The organism is Lawsonibacter sp. (genome assembly GCF_022777125.1).
In the GTDB taxonomy this organism is placed as follows: Bacteria; Bacillota; Clostridia; order Oscillospirales; family Oscillospiraceae; genus Lawsonibacter_A; species Lawsonibacter_A hominis.
Genome location: NZ_JALFGV010000004.1, coordinates 63,199 through 82,250, shown reverse-complemented (window position 1 = coordinate 82,250; position 19,052 = coordinate 63,199). Strand labels below are relative to the sequence as shown.

Below are 19,052 nucleotides of genomic sequence, written 5' to 3'. Positions count from 1 at the left end.
GACCTCCTTCTGTTACTCAGCCGGTTGGCTGGTGTCCGCGGGGGGCGTTTCAGCGCCGCTGTCCGGCGCCTCAGAACCGTCCTCGACCGTAGGCTCGCTGCCCTCCGTAGTCTCACCATCTTCCGTCAGCGTTTCGGGAAAATAGATCTCCTGCAGAGTTTTGTCCTGCGATGCCAGAAGTTCCTCGGCCAGCTGATCGTTGTTACGGGAGATCAGGGCCACATGGGCGACACCGTCGTTTTCCATCTCTGTGATGATCCGGGCCTGCTCAGGCGTTGCCAGAACTGTGATAGTGGCAGACTGCTGCCGCTCTTCGTCCTCCGTGGGCTCCTTGGTGTTGTCCACATTGACACCATCGGAATCGGTAACCGACAGCACTTTAACAAAGCGGAGCTCCGGGACCTCTTCTGCTGTCTCCAGGAAGTGATAGATCCGAATGATGTCGTTGGGCTGGAGCTTGTCGGAGAGGCCGGAGGCCAGCGTCTTAACAGTCATTGAGATAGCTACCTTTCCAGAAGGGATGTCATTGAGTGCCACATCCGAAGAAACCGGAACACTGCTGACCTTGCTGGTAAGGATGTAGTCACCCTCAGCCAGATCCGCGGTTACATACAGGCCCTCCACATCGCTGAGACTGTGCGCAACATTGGAGGGCAGATTGTAGCCGCCAACTTCCACAACCTCGGCATTGTCCGAGGTGATTTTTTCGCCTTTCAGCACCGGCTGCGTGATACGGACGATTTCGGCTTTTCCGTTGGTCTGACGGGCGATGGTGGGGAGGGCAACAAAGGCAATGACTGCTGCCAGGACCAGGGACAAAATGCCGAAGATAAAACGGTTGTTCAATTTCATAAGCATAATCTCCTAATGCAAAAATAGTTCGGCCAATGTCGCCGCAGAGCAGCCGCAGGCCAGAAAAGGTAGAAACGGGATGGACAAAGGGCGCCGATCCCGGTAAATCCGCCGAATCATCAAAATGATGGGCATAGCACATACTGCGGAAACCAGAAAAACGATGGACATACCGGAAGGACCATAGATGAGTCCCAGCACACCGCAGAATTTGATGTCACCGCCGCCCATGCCGGTCCCTCCAGTCACCATGGCAGCAGCCAGAGGAATACTGAATCCAAGCAGAGCGCCTATTAAGGACTTTGCGAATATCGGCCAGAGCCAAAGCGAAGATTGTCCGCAGTCCAGGGCGAACCACGCTTTGATCAGCGGCGCCGCCGCAGCCAGCGGGATAAAAAAGACGAGCGCCCGGTCGGGCACTCGCCGATGAAAGATATCGTAGAAGGCAAAACCGACAATCACCAAAAATGCGGTGAGCAGATATGCCGACCAGATACTATTCTCGATTGGTATACCAGTCATCATAGAGGCTCCCGTTGATCGATACATAATCGTTCAGGTTGATGCTCAGCATCCCATCCGGCGTCCACGTGTCCCAAACCTGAGTAAATACTGTGTAGTTGGTAGAATCCGGGAACCAGATAGGCGTAAAATGCACCGTTCTGTTGTAAGTGGAGAAGTCGTTGGGCTGGAAGGTGAATTTTGCACTTCGACCACTGGACACCCGCTGCAGAAGACGCAGATAGGTTTGGTACTGGAATTCCGGAAACACAGAAAACGCCGTCTGCGGATGGGTAATGTGACTGGTGGGGGCATCGGTGGAGAGCGTTGCGGTCACATCCTGCTTGACGCCATACCCGCTCTTCATGGCCTTGCCGGAGGCAGTCGGTACAATATCATCCGGCATCAAGGACATGACACCGCTGATCGAAGCGGAGTAACCGGTGTATTCATACTCCCAATAGCCTTCATCAACCCAGTGCCCGCCGTCTTCTCCGTGGTCACACCATACCCACACCGGCACCCAGTAACAGCTCCAAACACCCCAGTTGGCGGTCAGCTTCTGTGTTTCGCTGGGAAGGGACGGCAGTGTATAGCTCGGATTGGTATCCGTAGCTACGGGATCAGGCGGGATGTGTTCGTTCAGATCTACGATCTTCGCCACAAAGGTATCCTGAGCGGTATAAGCGCCACTGACGGATACCGTTATAGTGACTGTCTGGGGAGTGGAGGGAGTGTGCCATTTGACCCAGACTTTCTGGCTGTCGCCAGCCGGAATCACGATATTGTTGACCCGGTAGGATGTGCCGAGAATAGAAAAAGTCACCGAGGCGGGGTTATCCGGTGTAAGGTCGGTGTCAGTACGAAGTGTCACGGTCGTGATTACATCGGTATCTACCCGATACTCTACATCAGGGGCCTCAATCTCGCCTTCGGGCGGGATTTCATCAAACCAGACGATGCCAACGCCGAGGGTATTGATGATGTCGGAGTTGTTTTGCGTCCCGGTGGTGCTGCCGCCCCATGCAGAAATGCCCAGGTCACTGAACTCCAGAAACATGCTCAAGGGCAAGTTCTTATGGGTGAGCGAGGTCATAGTCCTTCGCAGTGAACCACCCGCCAGCTGATCGTACAGGCCAGCTTCAGTTGCTGTCATGCAGTAATACTGGCCATTGTGGGTAAAGTAGGCGATGGGCTCGATAAGAAGCTTATATTCGCCGGCAATCATCCGCTCGTAGTCCACACCTGCTGCTTGAGCAACCATCATGCAGGCATATTCTGAGCAGAAGTACCGTTTGATGGCATCAATATTATTCTGCCCGCTGCTGTTGACGATTGTGGGCATAGACTGGGTGGGCTTGATGCAGGTATAGGCCACGCCGGATTGAAGAGAAAGCCCGGTACCGGCCAGATATTGCAGTTTATTGACTTTACCAAAGTGCAGAATGCTGCTGTTCTGCGTACGATTGGAAAAGTCAATCGGAGAAGAGACGGCAGAGCCGCTCTCTGCATCTACCACCGTAATGCGAACACCGTCATTGCCCGGGTTCCAGAAGTTGGTGCTGGTGCCCTGGCCCATACCACCGCCGCCGCCGCCGTCAATGTTGCCGTTCCCGCCGGCAGCAAAAGCAGTGGCAGGAACAAGGCATAGGGTCAGCGCCAGACTGCACAGGAGGGCGAGAAGTCGTTTCAAATAACATCACACTCCAATCATATAAAATTGAAGGGCCGCCACATAGCTGTGACGGCCCTGGAGATCCGTGTTTAGTTGTGGGGCAATCAGCCCATGTTTCCGACTTGCTTGTTCAGGTCACCATCGCTGCCGCCGGTGGACTGCTGCACATCGCCGGGCACCACCCACCCAAAGACGGGATCGTAGACGGCACCACTGCCATTGCTGGAGCCGGGGGCCGGCTCATTACTGGAAGTGGATTCTTCTGCCGGCGGCGCCGTGACTTGAGGTACAGACGGGTCGGGGTTGACATCGTGATCTTTGCCGGGGTCTGCGATCTCTGTCTTGCCTTCCGGAGCAGGGGGCGGAGTTTCCTCCGGCTTGTCCGTATCAGTGAAGTCGATCACCACTTCACTTTCCGTTTCGGAGGTTACCTTGGGGTATTCCTCCTCAGAGCTGGGAGACTGCCCAGGGGAATACACATCTGCTCCGCCGGAATCGTCCCCGTTTTGGGCGCCGCCGTCCGACCAATTGCTGGTGGTGCTGCTGGGAGGCGATTCATCCGGCTTAAAATTCTCCGTTCGATCCCGGCTTACGAACCAGCAGACGCCCAGGATCGCAACACAGAGGACGGCCAGGACCGAAACGATAAAGCCTTTGGATTGGAAAAACTTTTTCATGTGTGTCCACACTCCTTCTTTACTGTTATATAAAGCATATACTGCGGAACTTACTGATGTTTCAACAGCGCCGCTAAAATTTGGTGTTATGGTAGCCAGTCAACTCTACCCGCTGTGTAATGGTAGGGTAGTTGTGCCCAAACATCCGCACATAGAACTCCACATCACAATAGAAGATATACTCGACTCGGTCGCCCACCACATTGAACTCCAGGCTGATGTCGGATACCTGGTAGTCGTCCGTGGAAAGCGGAATTTTGGAGGCAAGTCCGCCTGCCACCGTGGCCTCCAGCATTTCCGTGTAGTCACTGCTGGAATAAAGGGTGCGCAGGTACTCTTCAAAGTTAGTTTCCCGTTGGGAGCGGTAAGTGTCCGCATAGATGGTGGCGCTCAGGTTGTTCAGCTCCATTTTAGCGCCGTTTCGGATGTTGATACAAGTGATTCGCACCGAGGCGTACAATAAAAGAAAGGAAATGAGCATCACTACGCCGACCACAAAAAAGCAGGCAAAGAAAGTGATCTCACCCCGCTCGTTGCGGAGTGGCCGTCGCAGCCACCGCATAAAATGCTTCATAGGCCACCTCACTTCCAGTAGTGTTCGCTGACGCCGGAGCCGCGGGCCACCACCGTGATGTTGACCAAATCCAGATTCCAGAAGCCGCCCAACTTTGCTTCACCCTCAATGGTGATATAGAAAGGAGTCCCGAGCTGAATGGCCCTGGACATTCCGGCAGGTGTGGGCGATTTGTATGTGGCGTCGATGGAGTAGGTTATGTTTTCCGCTCCCTCGATCTCCGAGCACAGAAATTCAAAGAGAGAATCCGTCTCGCTGTTGATGCCACCGGACAGCTGGATCTGCTTTACCATCTGATCGGCTGCGTGATCCAACTCCTGCTTCGTGGAGATGATACCGAACAGATCGATGATAAATGCCAGCAGGACAACGGCGATAAAGATGAAGAACACCGTGGAGAAATAGTTGGCCTCACCTCGCTCGCTCTTCATTGTCCTGCGGGCTTTCTGCAGGAAAGTATGAATGTGAACCACCACCTTTTCTGACAAATGAAAGCAGCCGCCCCCTGCCGGAGCGGCTGCTTTACAAAGTATTGACTGTACCAAGTATAACAGATATGGATTTACGGCGAAAGGGCAGGACTGCGCCAATATAGGGGCAAGATTGTGCCAATTCAGATGCCGCTCATTTCATAATGGTGTCCATGATATGCTGAATCGTATCACAAGCATCATCAAACGAAATATCTTTTGCGTAATCAAAATCTCTCTGATATTTTTTCCAAAAACCGCGAAGCTGTTCACTGGAGCGGATCTCGGTAATAATATCCGGATAGAGGTTGAGGACTTTTTGGCTGCCTCGCTTATTGGCTGTGCGCTCCAGGGCCTGAAGCAGTGTTTTTGAATCGCACTCGGCACCCCGCAGAGAATACAGAATATATATGTCATAAAAATCTCTCGGCCGCGTGTTGGCAATACTGCGGGACAATACGGTTTCAATTTTCTCTGCCAATACGGTTTCGAGGTTGTAGGCCAGGATACTGATGGAGCGGTCGTCAAACAGCAAAGAAAAAGTGTATTCGATTTCTCGTGGGGTGATAATGTCTCCGGTCGTCACATCTACAGTCAAAGGGACACTGATTGGCGGATAATTTGCTTTCAGCGAAACTCGAATCCCAGGATAATCATCACCCTCGCGGATGTCGGCAATATCCACCAATTCGAAGCGCACATCATCGGCAATCTCTACAGCACAGATTTCTTCAAAAATCCTTCGGATGGCTTCATGTGTTAGGGTGAAGCCTTTGATCGTGGTATCCAAATCCATGGTGGCCCGTGTGTCAAGGCCGACGATTGCGGAAATGAGGAAGCCGCCTTTCAAAATAAAATTCTGCTTATATGCTGAGAGCGAGATCCGCTCCAGCAGTCTCTCTAACATATAGTTTTGCATGATCAGTTGAGCGGAAATCTTTTTCTCTGTGGCTTTCTTTTTGATAAAAGCCTTTAGCTGCATCGGATTTTTTGTGATCATAATAGTATCTCCATGTATCGAAGCACCTTGGGTTTTACACGCAGCTGCTCTGCGTACTTCATCAATTTATGAATATCCTTCTCTTTTGAGGCAGCGTATTTTTTCATCGCTACGCTTATGATCTGGATATCACTCCCGCTGCCGCGAAGAATATCACATAGCGTTCTTTCAAGGTCATAGACTTGGAGCTGATTGCCGCAAGGAGAGGGCAATTCCATAACGCCCAGCGAATAATTCTCTGCCACAACGCGCTTAACAAGGATATTTTCCTCTTTCAAGGAGCGGGAGTTGTAGCCTTTGGGAAAGGTCATGGTGTACTGTGCTGGGGTGCGGTCAGAATAACCGTGCAGGTACAATGCGGTAGCGTTGGATGTCTGTTGTGTCCATCGCATACAGCGCATTACTCAAACGGGATATATCGTCAAGAATGCTCCCTATTCTGCGGGAAATCAGTTTTCGATCCAAAAATCATGTGCCTCCTGCTTGAAATACTGGGTTTGTCCATCTTGGGATACGGTGCAAAAACCGGATATGTCGGGACAGTCGATTTTGGCAATCTGTGTCGGAGAATCGACTACGATGATGCGGCGGCTACCGCCCTTGTTGCCCCGTAGGGCATGACAGACTAACGCTTCCTGTCCATGGGCGACATAGGCGACTTCATACAGCTCCCCGTCGGCGAAAAAGACCAGTTTGACAGGGAACTCCGCAGGTGCATGATAATCAGCCTGCTGAATGAAATCCAAAAGGACCCACACCGCCTTGATAAGCGCCTGATCAGCTTTGGGCGAATAGCCGGCAGGAAAATATCCGCCGTTATCACTTTGGAAAATGCGGCCCTGCCTTTCCAGATGGGAAAGCAGGGCTTTCGCTGTTTCAGACTTGCCAGGGTGAAAGCAAAGAAGCTGCTGCTGGCTGAGACCAGGATACATAGTCACCGTCCGTAGTAGCGTTGCAGCTTCGTTTCCATAGATTTCAGCCCTGGTCTTCATGAGCTCACCTCCTGTTTGTAAAAATAGATGACGTATAAAAGACGCCATCGGGGCGCCTTTCAAAAATAGTCGCTGAAAGGCGTCATCGCAGCGTCTATTTGGCGTGTTTTGAAGAAATGTAGGAGAACAAGGGTTATGCAGACTCCTGTTCACGGCGCTTGCGCTCCAGAATTTCACGAAGTTCACGCCGGTCGGTGGTAATCAGGTCCTTCTCAAGAGGGCTGGCCTTAAACTCAACCATGACATTGTTGTTGTTGGTCGAGATCAAGCCATTGCCACGCTCAAAATGGGTGACCTCCATCGTTTCCGCATCGGACAGATGCAGGGTCTCCTGAACCCGTTCCGCTTCATCATCTTCCAGGTTAAGAATGATCTTTGTCTTGCTGTTGTTGATGATACCTTTGCCAAAGCGACCTTCATCCAGATTGAAGAAATCGTTGAGGTCTTGGCTCGCGAAGACCGCCGAGCCTCCATACCCACGTATCGTTTTTGCAATCTCCAAGAGGAAATCGCCGGCCAGTCGTGTGCCTGTGGCGCCGGCGCCGGAAAGGAGCTGCCAGCATTCATCGATGAAGATGGTTTTTTCTTCTGTGCGGTCGGCCTTTGCCCGGTCCCACACGAAATCAAGCGCCACAAACATACCTACAGTCAGCAGATCGCCGGTGAGCGAGGAAATGTCCAGCACGGTATATTTGTTATCCAGACTTACATTGGTCTGCTTGTTAAATGTACTGGCCGAACCGTGAACCAGACGGTTGAGAATATGAGCCATGCGGGTAGTTTCCGGCGCAGCTTTCAGAATCTCATGCAGGTCGCCCAGCACCGGCATTTCCCGGTACTGACCCGGATTGGCCGGGTCATCCAGTGAAGCGTTATCATGCGTAATGCCCTTTGTGTTGTAAGTGCGGATCAACGCTTCGTCCAAAAGCTGACGCTCTTCATGGCTCATATCGGGAATGAGCAGGCTGAAAAAGATGTGCAGCTGCTGGATTTTTGCCGCCAATTCAGAAAGCTGGATTCCGGGGCCGTCCAGGAGTTCATTGACAGACCGATCAACCTTGCGGATCTCCATAACATTGATGCAGTGAGGGCTTGCCGGGGAGATTTGGATAAACTCGCCGCCCACATTTGCACAGGCGCGGTGAAACTCGTGCCCCTTCAAGGGAGCGACGATGAAAATAGGGATATTTTTACGCCGCATTCTTAACGCCATGAGCTGCATTGTGAAGGTTTTGCCTGCGCCGCTGGTACCTAAAATCGAAATGTTGGCATTTTTGTAAATCGCAGAATTGAAAATATCCACGATGATGAGGGAACTGTTGTACTTGTTGACCCCCAAAAGGATGCCGTTGTCGTCACACATCTCAAAGGAAGTGAAGGGGTAGCAGCTTGCGGCGCCGCCAGTCAGCAGGTTGCGCTTGCCACGCTCAAAAAGTCCTTTCTCCATGGATACCAGCGGGAGCGCGGAGAGAAATGCCTGTTCCTCACGAAAATGGCAGGAACGGACATCCATATCCTGCGAAAGCAGAAGCTTTTTCATCTCGCTGACCTTCCATTCCAAATCTTCCTCAGTAGGGGCAGTAACGGTAATCAACAGATTCAGATAGTAGAAGTCCTCGTTGTTGGCAAGACCTTCCTTCAGAAAATAGCCGCTTCGGATGGCGCCGTCGATGTCGTCAAAATCAGTGTTGGTGTCGCTCGCGTCCTTGATTTTGGAACGATTGATGCGGAGCTGCTGGCCTACCCGCTGGATGATGCGCTCTTTGGGCTGCCTGGAAAGGAACATGTCCATGTCGATGCCGTCGCCGGCGTTGACGATTAAACTCAGCCATCCGGCGGGAACCTGCGTCTTATAACCATCCGACGGAATCAGCAAATAGGCGTAGTACAGCCCGTCTATGCACAGATAGCGCCCATGAGAAAAATCAATACTCTTGGGAGCGGCAAACTCGGCTGCAGGGATATGGTCAATCTCGCTTTCCCGGCCTTTTGCCGCATACTGTGCAACAACCTCCTGTGCCCGGAGTGCCAGCGGTTTGATGGCGCTCTCATTTCGGCAGAGGAGATTATAAAGAACATCAACCGTAAATTCGTCCTCGTTTTCGGGGATAATCACTTCATTACCGCATTGCCGGAGGTAATTGGATGCAGTATGTACGGCGCTTTGCAGGGATTGAATAGCTTCCTCTTCCTGTTCCGAACGCCGGGTGTTGTTCCAGGGCTCATACTCAAAAATCAGGAAAAAGCGCCGTGTGACAGCTTCCCGGGCGCCGATCTGCTGCACAAAGCTCAGATAGTCTTCCTGCATCAAACGGCACTGCTCATTTTTCTCCTGAGCCATCTCCCTGCGTACTGTGTCCAAATGACGGTTGATGTCCGCCCGACGGGTCAGCACCTTGATCTGCAGCTTGACGGGAGAGATTTTCAGATACGACACAAAAGAGTAGATGATATTGCGCTGCTCTCTCGCGCTGCGGAGCATAAAGTTGATGGGAACCACCTCGACCACCTTGACATACCGGTGGTCTTTGGTGTAGATGATGCCGTTCTGGATCTTTTCGATGGGAAGATAGTCTGCCACCGGATTCAGGCAGGCGGGCGGCTGCTCTTTGATATGAGCGGGGCGCTTGGGCGGACGTGCCTTCTCCTTACGCTTGTTGGGTTTTTTCTTCGCTTTTTTGGACGAAAGTTCTTTCTTCGGCTTTTTCTTGGGCCGGAGCTTCTCACGAATCTCGTAACTGCGAACCTCGTCAAACTCAGCTGGAAAATCCGATTCACCGGAACGCCTGCGCTTCGGAGGCCGAGACTCCTTTTCTTTCGGAGCCCTCTGCTTGAGATGTCTGCCGGGGCGTTTCATAGGGGGCGCTTGCTCATTCGGCTGCTGACCATCGCCGCCGACGATGCGGCGATTCCGCAGATATTTCAAAAAGATAATCAGAAATTCCGACAAACTCTCGCCAGAAATGCCGATCAATGCGACCAGAGCCGCAGGAAGGGCGGTCAGGCACAAAATGATAATGCGGGTCGTCAACCCGAAAGGAACAAACATGAAGACCGGCACCCCGATGGCAAAAGCCAGGATACCGGCCTCAATAACATTCCGCGCACGGAACATACCGCCGAAAAATGTGCCTGATTCAATGAAATTCGGCGGTATGATATAAATATCATGGTCGTTTTTGTTGCTCATACATACCTCATTTCCGTAACCGAAGGAAGGTCAACCGATAATCCAGAACGGACCGCCGGCGCCTGCACGACGGCTGGCCTCGTTTAAGATAATGGACAGATCCCAAAGTTGCTCACTGCGCTTATAGCTGGCCGGGTCTGCCACCATGATTTGACCGTCTTTTACGCCTCGGAGAACGATGAAATGGCCGGAAGAAGTGAAATGCCCTTCAGCCATGATTGCCACAACCAGCTTTCCCTCGGAAAGAGCATCGACGATGCGTTGCGGCTCGGATGTCGTACAGCCGGATACCGGCAGTCCCCAGACCTCCGCTGCGGCAGGAATCAGGGCGTGATAGGAGCCGCTGTTGTCACACCAGTATCCATTTTCATAGGACCACTGCGCCATCTCCACGGGATCAACCGTATCGTCCGTAAGGGAAGACACTACGATTGCCATGCTGGTCGGCCCGCAGCCGTAGCCGCCAATGTTGTCAGTTCCGTAAGGCTGGCTGGCATAGCGTTCATCCAGCTGGTTATAGTACACCACCGGTGTCACACCATCGGTAAAGGTTACATCCCCAAGAGAGGGGATGCTGTTTCCGGTCCACTCCGTCATGTTCTGGAGCAACCCATCACCCAAAAAGGTGCTTAGGTTAGAAGCGTAGTCAGAGGCAAGTTCCTTTTGCTCATCCGTGAGTGCGAAAACATGGTCCGCAAGATAGGATTCACCGTTATACCGGATCGTGTAAATGATCCATGTTTCGGTAGTGGTGGTTTCCTCGCCGGTTTCCGGGTCCTCGGTAGTAACCTCACGGGATTCCTGGACGCTGGTGTAGGAATACAGGTGTTCCTTATTATCCCGGAGAACAGCGGCCAAATCATCCAGTGAAATGCTTTCAAAATCCTCATCCCGGGCCGCACAATACTGAGAGATGATGAGATTGGCATTGAAAACAGGGCCGGAGGAATAGGAATTCTTGATCTCCATGTGGTCAGCACCAGACGAAGCAAAATCTTCCTCGATCCGGGCCATCACATCATCCAGCGCCTCGCCCAGAATGGAATTGATGGTGAATGTGATGTCATTGGCGTTTTCCACGATAGCTGTCTCGCTGTTGAGGACAGGGGCTTCGGAATCTGCCGGAGAAAAGGCGTTAACCAGACCTCCAAAGATAAGCCCCGGGAGCATCAGGATAAACAGTACCGGGAGCAAAAGCAGAATGATAATGACGGCAATGATCTTGCCGATGTGCTTGCGTCCGGCCCAAACGGCCCCGGCCACGGCACCATACGGGCCGCCGGCGGCGGCTCCTTTTGCGGCACCGGAAATTGCCTTGCCTGCCTTAATGGCGCCTTTTATCGTGTGGGCGGCGGATGCTCCGGTTTCCACAGCGTCGGCAAGACCAGTCTTTTTTTCTTCATCCATTTAGAGCCTGTCCTTTCTGCGGGGAGTGGGGGGCAGCTTTTTGACGATTGACTCGTTGTAGGCTATCGAACCATCCGGCGCCATGTAGGGGGATTTCTCTACAGTGTCAACAGCGTATTGCTTATACCATGCCGCACCGTCGGCGGAATGAACCGTTGTGTATTGGCCCTCGGGTGCAACATACTGATCTGCATGATACATTCCGAAAGCGATACCCTCCGGATGCTCGGCGGTAACTTCGGTGCCTGTGATACGCCCGCCGCCGATCTCAACATTCTGGTATTGGGGAATGTTTTCAGCGCCAGCTTCCAAAGCAGCGTGCCCCATGTAAGAGTGAAGAGCGTCAACAGCTTTCTCACCGGAAATTGTACCCATCTGGGTGATGTTCCCGGTGGCAACAGAACCGATCACATTGTTGGCGAAATTGCCGCCCTTGCTGACGGACGAAGTATAGATGTGGCCGCCGATACCCCCCGCAGCACCGCCTACGAGACCACCAAGGCCGGAGGCTTTTGTTTCTGAGGGAGTTGTCGCTGTTTTTACCGCATTGTTCGTGACCTTCCGGCCAATTACCCCGGCCAGACCGCCGCTGGCAAAGCCGGCACCAAAGCCGCCGCCCTTACCACCACCGCCTGCATTCACATGGGTGGAATTGCTGCTGTGCCCACCGCCGAAATGGTGGCTGGAAAAGCTCTTGAATCCACTGAAGCCCCGGGCGGCTATCATGGCTTCCGCCAACATACTGCCGCCGGTGTGGCCTACATTGACTCCCAGACTTGCCATGAAGGAGTCGATTTTCTGTGATACTTTGAGAAAACCAATCGCACACATGAACCAAATCAGGACATTGCCGGATACTGCTTCTTTGCCTACGGCATCTACCTGCGCCTGCACTTCTTCCTCCGTAACGGCGGCAAAAGCGGGTTGGCAGCATAGACAGGCAAGAAGCCCGACCATGAGCGCAAGAAACAGAATTCTTCTGAGTTTTTTCATTACGCCCCTCCTTAAAGCGAAAGCGGGTTGGAGATAAACGAACCAACCATGCTCGTAAATAGGCGCAGGCACCAGGCGTTCATAAGCAGCAGAAAAATTTGCCCGCCCAGCATCCGACACCAGGATTTCCAGATGTTTGATGTGGTTTGGCTTGCCCCCATCGCAAAAGCGACTGGTGCAGTATAGACCAGCACACCAAGCAATACATATCGTTCCGCTGCTTCAAGCAGCAGTTTCAGATAGTTCCATGCCAAAATGACGACCAGAATCAAAGTGATCAAGGCCACGGCTCCATTGGCACATACACCGATGATCACCAGCATCACCGAATTGAAATCAGCAAAGCTGAGGGGCGGCAGTTCCGAATCCATGATCCAGCGGTACGGGGTGCCGCCGATGGTCAGTATTGTGTTGATGATCTCGTCTGAAAAAAGTGCCAGCAGAATGAAGAGAACCGAGCGGATGCTCAGCTTCACAGGATCTTCTGCCTCGATACCGGCGCTCAGACCAAAATTCTTAAACAGCTGCCATATCCAGTTGAGCAAAATCAGACCGACAGCCAGAGCTACAAAAATCCCGTACATCGTCTCTGCGGCGGGGAAATAGCGCAGAAAAACGGTCATGTCACAACCAAGCGCGCCCAAAACCGAAGTAGTCACAAGGTCGAGACCTGCCATGATCTGCTCTGCAATCCATTCAACGATGCCATCCAGGATACCCATAAATTACGCCTCCTTCCAGCGGGTGTAGAGTTGTCTCTGTCATCCAGCCCACTGACCGCCGGCAAACAGAGGCGTCACATAAGCCATGATAAAGCCCAATCCGTTGAGGATCGCCCAGGTGATACAGATGCGCTTCAGCCAAGCACGGCTTTCATCGACAGTTCGACCGGAGCGGGAGAAGTTCATCAGCAGCAGGGCGACCGAGGCGGTCACGATGGCTGCAATGGTGGAAATGGCGACGATCTGCGTGTAGACATCCTGCATGATCTCTTTGGCTTTAGACCAAACATCGGTTGCAGCGAAGGCCGGCTGACAGAAAACCAGCGACATCGTGACACAGAAAAAAGCCATGTAGGCGAGTTTGGCAGCGGAAAAATGATGCTGAGGCGTGCGGTCGGCATCTTTCCGCTTCGGCTGGGGAAGTTTCAGTTTCTTCAATGTTTGAGGACCTCCAATCCAAATGTGATGATCGTTGCTCAAAAGCAAAGAACAAGCCCGCACCTGATTTGCAGATGCGGGCTTATTCCCGGGCCGGACGGCCGTTTGGACAGAAAAAGCACCTCGGAAAAAGGCGCTGTTCTCTGTCCGTATTCGGTTTTGGGTGCAAGTTTGAGCATATTCAGTCTAACACATTGAGATTTACGCCTCAAGGGCAGAAACGCGCCAATTATTTTCCCGTTATGTGCCAATTATTTGCCCTGCTTGTTTTCGCCGGCCTTCAAGTCTGGGAAAAATTGCTCCAGCACATCCAGACTGTCCTTGGAGGTATATCCCCACAGCACGGAACTGAGGGCTTCAATGGCCTCCCGCCGCTTACGGTAATAGGTGCGGAAGGAAATATCCCGGATATGAGGGCGCAGGTTCTCGATGATCTCCTCCACATTTTTCAACTGCTGGGGGGAGAGGAAAGAGTAGTACAGAAGCCAGTAGTATGCTTCACCGTTCTTGTGCTTGGTGCGGAGCAGATTGACTGCCGAATCCAGCAATTTCAGCATTTTGTGGCTACGCTCAATGCACTTGGCGTGATGCTCAATATCGCTGCCCGCCAGATCGGCGCCGGCCAGGTAGACAGAATCCAGAAAATCCTCGATGGAAGTGCCATACTCGATCTCAAATTTTGTCCGGACATGCTGAACAGACAGCTCCAGGCTCCATACCACATCACGGTATTTTTTCAGCAGCTTCCAGGTGTCGTGGTACAACGGGTTTTCAGCAACATTCTTTTCGTCAAATTTCTTCATGGTTATGCCTCCTTATTCGTTTTCAACAATGGGGTTGAGAGTAAGTTCAAAACTTGCGACCTGCTTGTTGCCGCACAACACAGCCAGGCCTAAGCGCAACACAGTTTGCTCGCGCGCGCGGGGTAGTAATTCTTCCCGGCAGTCGCCCGATAAAGGATATAACTTGTAGTGAGAGAGGGAGCAGCCAAAGCACGAAAACCCTTGTGCCATCAGGATTTGTGCCATTTTCTGCAGGATGATTTCAATGTGAGATTTTGAAACGCTGGAGAGTTCGTCTGAAACGATGACCTCATGCTCCATGGGGGGCTCTTCCTGGTCAACACAGCCCTCCGCAGGAAGCTCCAGACGGATATTGAGTGTCATAGCGACCTCCTCTTTGTCCACCATCACATCAGATATTTCAAACATGGTAGACAAATAGTTTTTAAGATAGATCACGCTGCCGTGGCGGCCGGGGAAGGACATGAGGGAAATATAGTCCAAGGCGGACAGCTTTTTAAGAATACGGCCAACAGTGGCCCGGGAAAGGCCCCAGCGAGCGGCAAGTTCCGTATAGGTGACCAAAGGGTTGCCGGTGCCATTGCGAAAATAGGCTACAGGCCCAAGCGCCGACCCCTGCACTTGACTGTCGTTGTAAATGGCTGAGACCCATAGATCCAGCACGATGTCCATTTCAGAACAGCGGTCAGAGCTGATTAAATCAGTAACGATGGATACCGGTAGAAAGAAAAAGCCGGTGTCCTTTTGACAGGGAGCGTTATACTCCAGAACCGTGTTGTGCCGGGCCCAGTTCCGGATTTTATAGCGGATCACATTCCCACGCCCCAGAGAGGAGAAGTCAATGAGATGACGCTGCTGAAGCTCTCCCAGGATGGAAAGCGCCTGACACTGAAAACGAGTCCGAAACCATTGAGAAAGCTCTTTGAGCGTACAGACCCATTCGCCGGGATAGACGGTGTAGCTGATGCCATCAATGCGCCGGTATGAGGTGCGGAAGTTTGCAAAGCTGCAAAGCACGGTATAATAAAAAAGGCCGGAGCCGCCGCTTGCGCGAATGCTCCGGTCATCTATCAGACGATGGATAAACTGTCGGTAAATCCGACAGCGTGGATAGTCCACCACCTGTTTAATTTGTAATTGATAGGCTGGCATAAGAATCTCCTTTTTATATATAAGGTATGAAATTGGAATATACTACGAGAAAAGCGTTGACTTGAATGGTTTTCTGACTTATGCTATTATTGTATAGCTTAGAGAATCCGGCTGGCATTTTGGCTGATTTGGGTTAACGGATTGCTCTTCATGTATGTTGGTTATGCCGAGAGGTGCAGCATTCGGGATGTACTTCATAGCTGCAGAATGTATCGCACCATTTTCTGGAAATTCTCCGCAGAATATTCTGCTTGTGATTTTCTGGAAAAACGATTGAAAAAAGGCGAAAAAAACGGCCTACAACTTTTTACAACTTTTCTACAACTTTTGCCCCGAATCAGACGAAACGGGAGGACAGTTTATGGAATCTAAAAAGTTTGAAAAACCGCATAAAAACGCCAAATTTCAGGCAAAACGGGCTGTGATGAAGCAAGATGAAACGGTCAAAACTCAAATCCCCACCATGAAGCCGCTGGACTAAAGAGAGAATGGCATACCGAGGGCGCCAGCCTCGGTATGCCTTTCTGCGCTTCACGCGCGCCGTGGGGACCGCACCGGCGCGGGTCCGTCCGGCCGTTGATTCTTTTGCTCTGGAGGTACCTCTTTGATCAAAAAGATCGCCCTCTGGCTGCGGGACCGCCTGATCCGCAGCCGGAGCCTCAACGCCACCCGCCTGGTGGCCGGCTCCTTCGCCCTGATCATCCTGGCCGGCACGCTGCTGCTCACGCTGCCCGCGGCCTCCCGGGACGGGCAGAGCGCCGGAGTGTTTACGGCGCTGTTTACCGCCACGTCTTCCTCCTGCGTCACGGGCCTGATCCTGGTGGATACCTGGACGCAGTGGTCCCTGTTCGGACAAGCGGTCATTCTCTGCATGATCCAGCTGGGCGGCCTGGGGTTTATGACGGTCATCACCCTGTTTTCCTTTGCGCTGCACCGGCGCATCGGCCTGTCCGAGCGGCTCATCATGGTCTCCACCCTGAACCTGAACGACCTGGACGGGGTCGTGCGGATGGTGCGCCACGCCCTGATGGGGACCTTCCTGTTGGAGGGGGCGGGCGCGGCGCTGCTGTCCATCCGGATGGTGCCGGACTTTGGCCTGCTGCGGGGCGTCTGGCATGCGGTGTTTCACGCGGTCTCCGCGTTCTGCAACGCGGGGTTTGACCTGCTGGGGGGAAAGTTCGGCGCCTTCTCCAGCTTGGCCGGCTATCACGGCGATCCGCTGGTCCTGGGCACCACCGCCGCGCTGATCGTGGTGGGGGGCGTCGGGTTTTTCGTCTGGGAGGATGTCTTGGCCAAGCGCAGCTGGCGGCGTCTGAGCGTATACAGCAAGATGGTACTGCTCATCACGGCGGCGCTGATCCTGGGCGGCGCGGCCTTCTTTTTTGTGGAAGAGTTCGAAAACCCCGCCACGCTGGGCGGGATGCCGCTGTGGGAAAAGGGGCTCAACGCCCTGTTCCAGTCGGTCACCTTGCGTACCGCCGGATTTGACGCCCTGGGCCAGGGCGCTTTGACCGACAGCAGCAAGGCCATGTCGGTCATCCTGATGCTCATCGGCGGCTCCTCCGGCTCCACCGCGGGCGGCCTTAAGACCGTTACCATCGGCGTGCTGCTGCTGGCCCTGCGCGCGGGGCTGACCGGGCGGGAGCAGGTCACCTTCCGGGGGAGGGCCATTCCCTACCGCCGGGTGCTGGGCGCCATGACCCTGGTCCTGGTGGTGCTCTTTTTGTTCCTGACGGCCTCCATGTTCCTCTCCACCGTGGAGAATCTGCCTTATCTGGATGCCGCCTTCGAGGTGGCCTCGGCCATGGCCACGGTGGGGCTGACCTGCGGCATTACCCCGGACCTGACGCCCGCTTCGCAAAGCCTGATCATTTTGCTGATGTATCTGGGCCGGGTGGGGATCTTGTCCTTCTCCATCGCCTTTATGACCCGAACCAAATACCATGCCAAGGTCAAATATCCGGAAATGAACGTCATGATCGGATAAACGTCCGGAGGCGTTCCCTCCGGATCTGTGGCCGGCGCGCCGGCCCGGAAAGCGCTGAGCGTGACCTCCCGCCTGCAGGGCGGGCGGCGGCGTCCTGCGCAGGCGCATGTCCCGCTTCGGACGCGGATTGAATGTTGGCTTCGCGCTGCGGAGCAGATTGCATCGAGGTTGCAGGTATGAAAACATTTGTCGTAATCGGTCTGGGCCGCTTCGGCACCGCGGTGGCGGAGGAGCTCTCCGCCCTGGGACATGAGGTGCTGGCCCTGGACGGAGCGGAGGAAAACGTACAGAAGGTGGCCGATCAGGTCACCCACGCCGTCACCGGCGACGCCCGGGACCCCGCCGTGCTGCGGGCGCTGGGCGTGCGGAATTATGACTGCGCGATCGTGGCGGTGGGAGATGACGTGGGCAACTCCGCGCTCATTACCCTGAACCTGAAGGAACTGGGGGTCAAAAAGGTCATCTGCAAGGCACAGAGCCACGTGCACCGCAAGGTGCTGGAAAAGATCGGGGCCGACCGGGTGGTCTTCCCGGAGCACGAGATGGGCGTCAAGCTGGCGCAGGGGCTGTCCAGCTCCAACGTGCTCAATTTTATCGAGCTCAGCGAGGATTTCGGCATCGTGGAGACCGCCATCCCCCGGGAGTGGCAGCAGAAGACCATTCAGGAACTGGACGTGCGGGCGCGGTACAAGGTGAACATCATCGCCATGCGCAAGGGGAAGAGCGGGGAGCTGAACATCGCCCCAGGCCCCGCTTATGTGATGGAGAGCGGGGACGACGCGGTGGTGCTGGGCCGAACGGAAGATATTAATCGCCTGCAAGACCTGTAGAGGTGTCGTATGGAGCAAATCACCAGCCGTCAAAATCCGCTGATTGCCCGCCTGCGGAAGCTGGGCGGAGACCGGAGCCTGCGCAGGCGCGAGGGGGTCTTTCTCTGTGAGGGCGTGAAGCTGGCGGAAGAGGCCGTCCGGTGGGGCGCGGAGATCGAGGTGCTGGTCCGGGCCCGGAACTTTACGCTGCCGTTTGCGCCTCCGGCGCAGGCCAGACAGGTGGAGGTGCCCGAAGACCTGCTTCGGGCGGTGTCCACGGTAGACGCGCCCCAGGGGGTGCTGTGCCTGTGCCGCATGCCGCCGCTGGCGCCGCCGGAGCGGCTGGAGCCGGGGCGGTACCTGGTGCTGGACGGCCTGCAGGACCCGGGCAACGTGGGCACCGTCTGGCGCACGGCCGACGCCTTCGGGGCCGCCGGGCTGTTTTTGATCGACGGCTGCGCCGATCCCTTTTCCCCCAAGACCATCCGCTCCACGATGGGGGCCTGTTTCCGTCTGCCGGTGTGGGAGACCGGGTGGGAGCGTCTGAAACCCCTGCTGGACGCCGCCGGGATCCCGCTGTACGCCACCGCCCTGCGTTCGGATACGGAAGACGTGCGCGGCGCTGCGCTGGGCCGGGCGGCGGTGATCATCGGCAGCGAGGGCCGGGGCGTGTCCCGGCAGGCGCTGGAAATGTGTGAAAAGACCCTGAAGATCCCCATGCGGGAGCGCTGCGAGTCGCTCAACGCCGCGGCCGCGGCCGCCGTGGTGCTGTGGGAGGGCTGGCGGTAGATTCGGAAAGCAACGAAGGAG

19 protein-coding genes are annotated in these 19,052 nt (G+C 54.2%); 3 read left to right on the top strand and 16 right to left on the bottom strand.

From position 1 onward, the window contains the following. Positions 1 to 12: 12 nt before the first annotated feature. The 16 genes from cpaB to MR825_RS00445 form a co-directional block, all read right to left on the bottom strand. On the bottom strand, positions 13 to 852 hold the full coding sequence (gene cpaB, locus MR825_RS00520) for a Flp pilus assembly protein CpaB (protein WP_287878019.1): 840 nt from the start codon (positions 850 to 852) through the stop codon (positions 13 to 15). Between the two features lie 12 nt (positions 853 to 864). Next, on the bottom strand, positions 865 to 1,377 hold the full coding sequence (locus MR825_RS00515; protein WP_209346724.1) for a prepilin peptidase: 513 nt from the start codon (positions 1,375 to 1,377) through the stop codon (positions 865 to 867). Next, positions 1,349 to 3,046 (bottom strand): hypothetical protein, encoded by a 1,698-nt coding sequence (locus tag MR825_RS00510; RefSeq protein ID WP_287878013.1) that lies wholly within the window; start codon positions 3,044 to 3,046, stop codon positions 1,349 to 1,351. The genes MR825_RS00515 and MR825_RS00510 overlap by 29 nt, the downstream gene beginning before the upstream one ends. A gap of 86 nt (positions 3,047 to 3,132) precedes the next feature. Further along, positions 3,133 to 3,705, bottom strand: a complete 573-nt coding sequence (locus MR825_RS00505; RefSeq protein ID WP_287878011.1) for a DUF6550 family protein — start codon at positions 3,703 to 3,705, stop codon at positions 3,133 to 3,135. A gap of 73 nt (positions 3,706 to 3,778) precedes the next feature. Further along, positions 3,779 to 4,279 (bottom strand): hypothetical protein, encoded by a 501-nt coding sequence (locus tag MR825_RS00500; RefSeq protein WP_287878010.1) that lies wholly within the window; start codon positions 4,277 to 4,279, stop codon positions 3,779 to 3,781. A gap of 8 nt (positions 4,280 to 4,287) precedes the next feature. After that, positions 4,288 to 4,710: a DUF4320 family protein gene (locus MR825_RS00495; RefSeq protein WP_007712733.1), complete on the bottom strand. Its 423-nt coding sequence runs from the start codon at positions 4,708 to 4,710 to the stop codon at positions 4,288 to 4,290. A 193-nt stretch (positions 4,711 to 4,903) separates the two neighbouring features. Beyond that, positions 4,904 to 5,749 carry a nucleotidyl transferase AbiEii/AbiGii toxin family protein gene (locus MR825_RS00490; protein WP_287877996.1) on the bottom strand — a complete coding sequence of 282 codons (846 nt, stop codon included), beginning with the start codon at positions 5,747 to 5,749 and terminating at the stop codon, positions 4,904 to 4,906. Further along, on the bottom strand, positions 5,746 to 6,141 hold the full coding sequence (locus tag MR825_RS00485) for a type IV toxin-antitoxin system AbiEi family antitoxin domain-containing protein (RefSeq protein WP_287877994.1): 396 nt from the start codon (positions 6,139 to 6,141) through the stop codon (positions 5,746 to 5,748). Before MR825_RS00485 ends, MR825_RS00490 begins: the two co-directional genes overlap by 4 nt. A 57-nt stretch (positions 6,142 to 6,198) precedes the next feature. Further along, a complete protein-coding gene (locus tag MR825_RS00480; RefSeq protein WP_287877992.1) occupies positions 6,199 to 6,741 on the bottom strand; it encodes a DUF5697 family protein in 543 nt (180 codons plus the stop codon). A 133-nt stretch (positions 6,742 to 6,874) separates the two neighbouring features. Continuing rightward, on the bottom strand, positions 6,875 to 9,931 hold the full coding sequence (locus MR825_RS00475; protein WP_117777637.1) for a VirB4 family type IV secretion system protein: 3,057 nt from the start codon (positions 9,929 to 9,931) through the stop codon (positions 6,875 to 6,877). A 30-nt stretch (positions 9,932 to 9,961) separates the two neighbouring features. Further along, positions 9,962 to 11,338: a C39 family peptidase gene (locus tag MR825_RS00470; protein ID WP_287877988.1), complete on the bottom strand. Its 1,377-nt coding sequence runs from the start codon at positions 11,336 to 11,338 to the stop codon at positions 9,962 to 9,964. Next, a complete protein-coding gene (locus MR825_RS00465; protein ID WP_007712704.1) occupies positions 11,339 to 12,331 on the bottom strand; it encodes a hypothetical protein in 993 nt (330 codons plus the stop codon). Positions 12,332 to 12,342: 11 nt separating this feature from the next. Next, on the bottom strand, positions 12,343 to 13,053 hold the full coding sequence (locus MR825_RS00460; RefSeq protein WP_287877987.1) for a hypothetical protein: 711 nt from the start codon (positions 13,051 to 13,053) through the stop codon (positions 12,343 to 12,345). A gap of 39 nt (positions 13,054 to 13,092) precedes the next feature. Then, positions 13,093 to 13,491, bottom strand: a complete 399-nt coding sequence (locus MR825_RS00455; RefSeq protein ID WP_287877985.1) for a fimbrial protein — start codon at positions 13,489 to 13,491, stop codon at positions 13,093 to 13,095. 251 nt (positions 13,492 to 13,742) lie between these two features. Then, entirely contained in the window at positions 13,743 to 14,294 is a 552-nt protein-coding gene (locus MR825_RS00450; protein WP_287877983.1) for a hypothetical protein, read from the bottom strand. 12 nt (positions 14,295 to 14,306) lie between these two features. Beyond that, positions 14,307 to 15,446, bottom strand: coding sequence for a MarR family transcriptional regulator (locus MR825_RS00445; RefSeq protein ID WP_287877981.1), 1,140 nt, complete (start codon positions 15,444 to 15,446; stop codon positions 14,307 to 14,309). A 604-nt stretch (positions 15,447 to 16,050) separates the two neighbouring features. On the opposite strand from MR825_RS00445, the gene MR825_RS00440 reads away from it, so the two are divergent. The 3 genes from MR825_RS00440 (at position 16,051) to MR825_RS00430 (ending at position 19,031) form a co-directional block, all read left to right on the top strand. Continuing rightward, positions 16,051 to 17,433: a TrkH family potassium uptake protein gene (locus MR825_RS00440; protein ID WP_186906118.1), complete on the top strand. Its 1,383-nt coding sequence runs from the start codon at positions 16,051 to 16,053 to the stop codon at positions 17,431 to 17,433. Positions 17,434 to 17,609: 176 nt separating this feature from the next. Further along, positions 17,610 to 18,263: a potassium channel family protein gene (locus tag MR825_RS00435; RefSeq protein ID WP_186906117.1), complete on the top strand. Its 654-nt coding sequence runs from the start codon at positions 17,610 to 17,612 to the stop codon at positions 18,261 to 18,263. A 9-nt stretch (positions 18,264 to 18,272) separates the two neighbouring features. Further along, the gene (locus MR825_RS00430; RefSeq protein WP_186906116.1) at positions 18,273 to 19,031 is read left to right on the top strand and encodes a TrmH family RNA methyltransferase; all 759 of its coding nucleotides are present in this window, start codon (positions 18,273 to 18,275) and stop codon (positions 19,029 to 19,031) included. Positions 19,032 to 19,052: the final 21 nt, after the last annotated feature.

Excerpts from the sequence above, each read along its gene's own strand:
- cpaB (WP_287878019.1), bottom strand. The coding sequence starts at position 852 with ATGAAATTGAACAACCGTTTTATCTTCGGCATTTTGTCCCTGGTCCTG.
- MR825_RS00515 (WP_209346724.1), bottom strand. The coding sequence starts at position 1,377 with ATGATGACTGGTATACCAATCGAGAATAGTATCTGGTCGGCATATCTG.
- MR825_RS00505 (WP_287878011.1), bottom strand. The coding sequence starts at position 3,705 with ATGAAAAAGTTTTTCCAATCCAAAGGCTTTATCGTTTCGGTCCTGGCC.
- MR825_RS00500 (WP_287878010.1), bottom strand. The coding sequence starts at position 4,279 with ATGAAGCATTTTATGCGGTGGCTGCGACGGCCACTCCGCAACGAGCGG.
- MR825_RS00495 (WP_007712733.1), bottom strand. The coding sequence starts at position 4,710 with ATGAAGAGCGAGCGAGGTGAGGCCAACTATTTCTCCACGGTGTTCTTC.
- MR825_RS00490 (WP_287877996.1), bottom strand. The coding sequence starts at position 5,749 with ATGATCACAAAAAATCCGATGCAGCTAAAGGCTTTTATCAAAAAGAAA.
- MR825_RS00485 (WP_287877994.1), bottom strand. The coding sequence starts at position 6,141 with ATGCGATGGACACAACAGACATCCAACGCTACCGCATTGTACCTGCAC.
- MR825_RS00480 (WP_287877992.1), bottom strand. The coding sequence starts at position 6,741 with ATGAAGACCAGGGCTGAAATCTATGGAAACGAAGCTGCAACGCTACTA.
- MR825_RS00475 (WP_117777637.1), bottom strand. The coding sequence starts at position 9,931 with ATGAGCAACAAAAACGACCATGATATTTATATCATACCGCCGAATTTC.
- MR825_RS00470 (WP_287877988.1), bottom strand. The coding sequence starts at position 11,338 with ATGGATGAAGAAAAAAAGACTGGTCTTGCCGACGCTGTGGAAACCGGA.
- MR825_RS00465 (WP_007712704.1), bottom strand. The coding sequence starts at position 12,331 with ATGAAAAAACTCAGAAGAATTCTGTTTCTTGCGCTCATGGTCGGGCTT.
- MR825_RS00460 (WP_287877987.1), bottom strand. The coding sequence starts at position 13,053 with ATGGGTATCCTGGATGGCATCGTTGAATGGATTGCAGAGCAGATCATG.
- MR825_RS00450 (WP_287877983.1), bottom strand. The coding sequence starts at position 14,294 with ATGAAGAAATTTGACGAAAAGAATGTTGCTGAAAACCCGTTGTACCAC.
- MR825_RS00445 (WP_287877981.1), bottom strand. The coding sequence starts at position 15,446 with ATGCCAGCCTATCAATTACAAATTAAACAGGTGGTGGACTATCCACGC.
- MR825_RS00435 (WP_186906117.1), top strand. The coding sequence starts at position 17,610 with ATGAAAACATTTGTCGTAATCGGTCTGGGCCGCTTCGGCACCGCGGTG.
- MR825_RS00430 (WP_186906116.1), top strand. The coding sequence starts at position 18,273 with ATGGAGCAAATCACCAGCCGTCAAAATCCGCTGATTGCCCGCCTGCGG.